At 59.0% G+C, this 3,917-nt stretch carries 3 protein-coding genes and 2 pseudogenes; 3 read left to right on the plus strand and 2 right to left on the minus strand.

What is annotated here, in order from left to right:
* Nucleotides 1-56: 56 nt before the first annotated feature.
* Nucleotides 57-470: pseudogene (locus AC1DT2_RS17290) on the plus strand (MDR/zinc-dependent alcohol dehydrogenase-like family protein); the annotation flags it as partial.
* 71 nt (nt 471-541) lie between these two features.
* Nucleotides 542-1,000, plus strand: coding sequence for a hypothetical protein (locus tag AC1DT2_RS17295; protein ID WP_477297694.1), 459 nt, complete (start codon nt 542-544; stop codon nt 998-1,000).
* 79 nt (nt 1,001-1,079) lie between these two features.
* Here the strand turns inward: AC1DT2_RS17295 and AC1DT2_RS17300 are convergent, their stop codons facing one another.
* Nucleotides 1,080-1,343 (minus strand): hypothetical protein, encoded by a 264-nt coding sequence (locus AC1DT2_RS17300; protein WP_477297691.1) that lies wholly within the window; start codon nt 1,341-1,343, stop codon nt 1,080-1,082.
* A 223-nt stretch (nt 1,344-1,566) separates the two neighbouring features.
* Between AC1DT2_RS17300 and AC1DT2_RS17305 the strand changes: the two are divergent.
* A pseudogene (locus AC1DT2_RS17305) lies at nt 1,567-2,309 on the plus strand (IS3 family transposase); the annotation flags it as partial.
* Nucleotides 2,310-2,532: 223 nt separating this feature from the next.
* Here AC1DT2_RS17305 and AC1DT2_RS17310 read toward each other — a convergent pair.
* On the minus strand, nt 2,533-3,819 hold the full coding sequence (locus tag AC1DT2_RS17310; protein WP_477297692.1) for an IS110 family RNA-guided transposase: 1,287 nt from the start codon (nt 3,817-3,819) through the stop codon (nt 2,533-2,535).
* Nucleotides 3,820-3,917: the final 98 nt, after the last annotated feature.

The raw sequence follows: 3,917 nt of genomic DNA on the forward strand, positions 1-3,917 counted from the left end.
GTGTGGTTGAGAGCATCGGAAAAGGGGTGCGCAACCTCAAAGTCGGTGACCGCGTGGTGGTCCCGTCGACCATCGCCTGCGGCTACTGCCCGCTTTGCCGGGCCGGTTTCTACGCCCAGTGCGACAACGCCAATCCGAATGGGCCAGGTACGGCGTTTTATGGTGGCCCGAAGGAAGCAGGTGGCTTCAACGGCATGCAGGCAGAAAAGGTCCGGGTGCCGTTCGCCAACATCAATCTTGTGGGCCTTCCGGACTCGGTCAGTGATGACGAAGCAATCCTGATTTCTGACATTTTCCCGACTGGGTACTTCGGTGCTGACCTCGCGGACATCAAGCCGGGCCACTCGGTGGCAGTCTTCGGCTGCGGCCCCGTCGGGCAGTTTGCCATTGCCTCTGCCAAGCTCCTCGGTGCGGGGCGCGTGTTTGCCGTCGACCAGCACGAGGACCGTTTGGAAATGGCCAGAAACCAGGGCGCTGAAGCCGCCGACTTCTCAAAGGAAGACCCGGTCGAAACCATCAAGAAGCTGACTGTGGCGTCGGTGTGGACTCCGTCATCGATGCCGTCGGTGTTGATGCCGAGCACGCCCACAGTGGACCAGCCAAGAAGACCAACACACCGGAAGATGCCAAGAAAGCATCTCGCACCGCACGCGAAGAGGGTGAGCACTTCAAGGCCGGCGACGGTCCGATGCAGTCGCTGGCCTGGGCCGTTGATGCCGTCGCCAAGGCCGGCACGGTTGCCATTATTGGTGTCTATCCGCCGGGCGACAACCTGTTCCCGATTGGTGCGGCGATGAACAAGAACCTCACTGTGCGGATGGGCAATTGCAATCACCGGAAGTACGTGCCGATGCTCGTTGAGCTCGTGCGCACCGGTCAGGTAACACCGACCGCCGTCCTCACCCAGCGCGAACCTTTGAGCAATGCCATCAACGCATACCTGGCGTTTGACCAGCGTCAGCCGGGTTGGATAAAGGTCGAGCTCGAACCGGCGACGTGATACGCAGGGATGCGCACTGAGCGGACGGAACGAGGGGCGGCCGAAGCTGCTCCTCTTTTCGACCGGCGGGACACAAGGGTCATTCAGATGTTGGAAGGGTCAGCACATCAAGCCGGTATTTCGGCGCGCGGTACGTGCGGGGCGTATACCAGGGCGACGCCGCGATGAAGCGCTCGGCGGCCTCATCCCCCGACAACGTGTAGTTGGTCTCCCCTGTCCAGTGCACGAGAATCATGTCGGCGTCCGGTGCGCATGCCGATATCCGTGCCGCCAACAGGTCAATTTCCGGAGCCTCGAGATAGTAAAGAATCTCTGACATCACAACCGCGTCTGCACGCTGCATCCAGTCACCGTGGGGAAGATGCGCCTGGACAAATGACACGTTCGGACAGGCCGAGCAGCGTGCTTGCGCGGTGGCAATTGCGACGGGGGGCGTCTCGACGTCCCCCCAGATTTGAGTAGCGGCCCGGTTTCGAGTCCAATCCCCCACGAGAAGGAGATTGGACGTGAAGAAGCGTTTTTCCGAAGAACAGATCATTGGCTTCCTGCGTGAGGTCGAGGCCGGCATGCCGGTCAAGGACCTGTGCCGCRAGCACGGTTTCAGCGAGGCCTCTTACTACCTGTGGCGGAGCAAGTTCGGTGGCATGAGCGTGCCGGAGGCCAAGCGACTGAAGGACCTTGAGACCGAGAACGGCCGGCTGAAGAAGCTGCTGGCCGAGCAGCTTTTGGAAAACGAGGTCATTCGAGACGCTCTGCGAAAAAAATGGTGAGCGCACCGGACCGGCGCGAGCTGGTGCGCTATCTGGTCGGCCGGAAGCTGAGCGAGCGTCGTTCGCTGGCGATTGCCGACATGAGTGCAAGCGCCTACCGCTACGCGCCGCGGCCCGACCGTAACGTCGAACTTCGCGAGATGATCTGCGCGCTGGCGAATCGCCATAAACGCTATGGCGTGGGGATGATCTATCTGAAGCTTCGCCAGGCCGGGCACGCGGTGAATTACAAGCGGGTCGAGCGCCTGTATCAAGAGGCCAGCCTCCAGGTGCGGCGGCGCAAACGAAAGAAAGTCCCGCCGGCCGAAAGGCAGCCGCTGCTTCGCCCGGCGGCTGCGAACGAGGTCTGGTCGATTGACTTCGTGTTTGATCGCACCGCCGAGGGCCGCGTCATCAAATGCCTGACGATCGTCGACGATGCGACGCACGAGGCCGTTGCCATCGAGATCGAGCGAGCCATCTCGGGCGTCGGCGTGACGCGTGTCATGGACCGCCTGGCGATCACGCGCGGCCTCCCGAGGGTGATTCGCAGCGATAACGTACTAAATACGAAGTCAAGCCTTCTTCCGAGACGAGTGTTCCCTTAGCGCTGCAAAGCGCCTTTGAGGGTGCATCGCCAGCCTTCACGAAGCTATCCGTGGGCTTCCACGAAACGAGATGTCCCTTGAGCTGACCATAGTAAACACGAGGTCCGCCGCATCATCGGCAGCCTCCACCGTACTTAAAACAGCATAGGGTCCCCGTGGAAGGTCCGAGCATTATCTACAGGATCCTAGTGGTCCCGACGGCCCTACTGAGACGGATCGATCCACGGGGTAAAGCATCTTCGGCATAACAGCGATACGTGCTGTGATGTTTTACTAACGAGTAGGCCACGCGCGCCATCTTCGCAGAGACGGCGGTCATCGCCTTCCGTTTTCGATCCGCATTCAACGGATCGCTCTTGATGTAACGTTCGTATTTGTCCCGGAAGCTATTTTCGCGCATACGGACGGCAATGCTGGCTGCGAACCAGAATGCGAACCTGAGGCGCGCAGAGCCACGCTTCGAGAGTTTCTCGTGTCCCTTGAACTGTCCGGACTGGCACTTGGACAGGTCAAGCCCGCAATATTTTAAGAACTGACGGTGATGGGGGAACCTCCGAAGATCGCCAGCCTCTGCAAGAATGGTCAGCGCAATYACCGGCCCCACCCCCGGGAGTGATCGTAGTGCCTCATAGTCTTCCTGGCCTGAAAGTAAAGCGTGTGCGCGTTCAACGAGTGCATCGCGCTGCTCGACCAGAAGCTGGAAACGCCGAAGCTGCAACCGGAAAGTCTCGATCTCAATCGAATCCGAGGAAATGGGCAAACCAATGCTATTTTGAGCTCGGTTGTAGAGCTCCAGGAGCCAGTTAGCCTTATTCACCTTTCGACCCACCGCTGACCAAGCTTCGTCCTTGAACTGCTCAAAACTTCGCGCCTTGATCGACGATGCCGTTGGGAACAACTGTAGAAAACAGGCGAACCAGTCGGCGTGGCTGCTGGAAAAGAAACGCTCAATCTCAGGAAAGTACAGCGGCAAGTAGTGCGTCATGAGACTGTGCTGTAGGCGAGTCCTCGCCAAGCTGATCTGGAAGTGCGTTTTTGATAGCTCCTGTAGCCCGTGATGGCCGGCTATCAGCGGATCGACGTACCGTTGCGTTATACCTTGCTTAAGCAGTGCGAGTATCACACCAGCATCCTTGGGATCGTTCTTGTCCCAAGAGTTGTACATCGCTTCACGAAAGCGAGCACCAGCCACGGACGAAACGAGACAAACATCCAGGCCATGAGAGAGCAGTCGATGAGCTAGTGTTCGGTGGTAGTCGCCGGTGGGCTCCATGGCAACTCGTACAGGCTGAGGCGCTGCCTGCAGATACTCAACCAATCGCTGATGGTCTTCCAGCGTGCTTGCTAGCCGGAAGCGCCGGTGCCTTCCATCCGGTGTCTCAATCAGAACAGCGTGATGGTGTTTTGCGACATCAATCGCGACCCAGGTGGCAACGGGCGTAGCATCGAGACGGGTAGTCATCGTCGCAGCTCCTGTCGTGCGTAAGAACATTCAGGATGCTCTCGTCGACGATGGCTGCCCACTAAATCATGCTTCGGAAGGTACTACGGAAAGGAGTT

This window comes from Luteibacter sp. P4_E6 (genome assembly GCF_056401535.1).

Bases quoted from the DNA above. Each gene is read 5' to 3' on its own strand.
- AC1DT2_RS17300 (WP_477297691.1), bottom strand. From the start codon at position 1,343: ATGCAGCGTGCAGACGCGGTTGTGATGTCAGAGATTCTTTACTATCTC.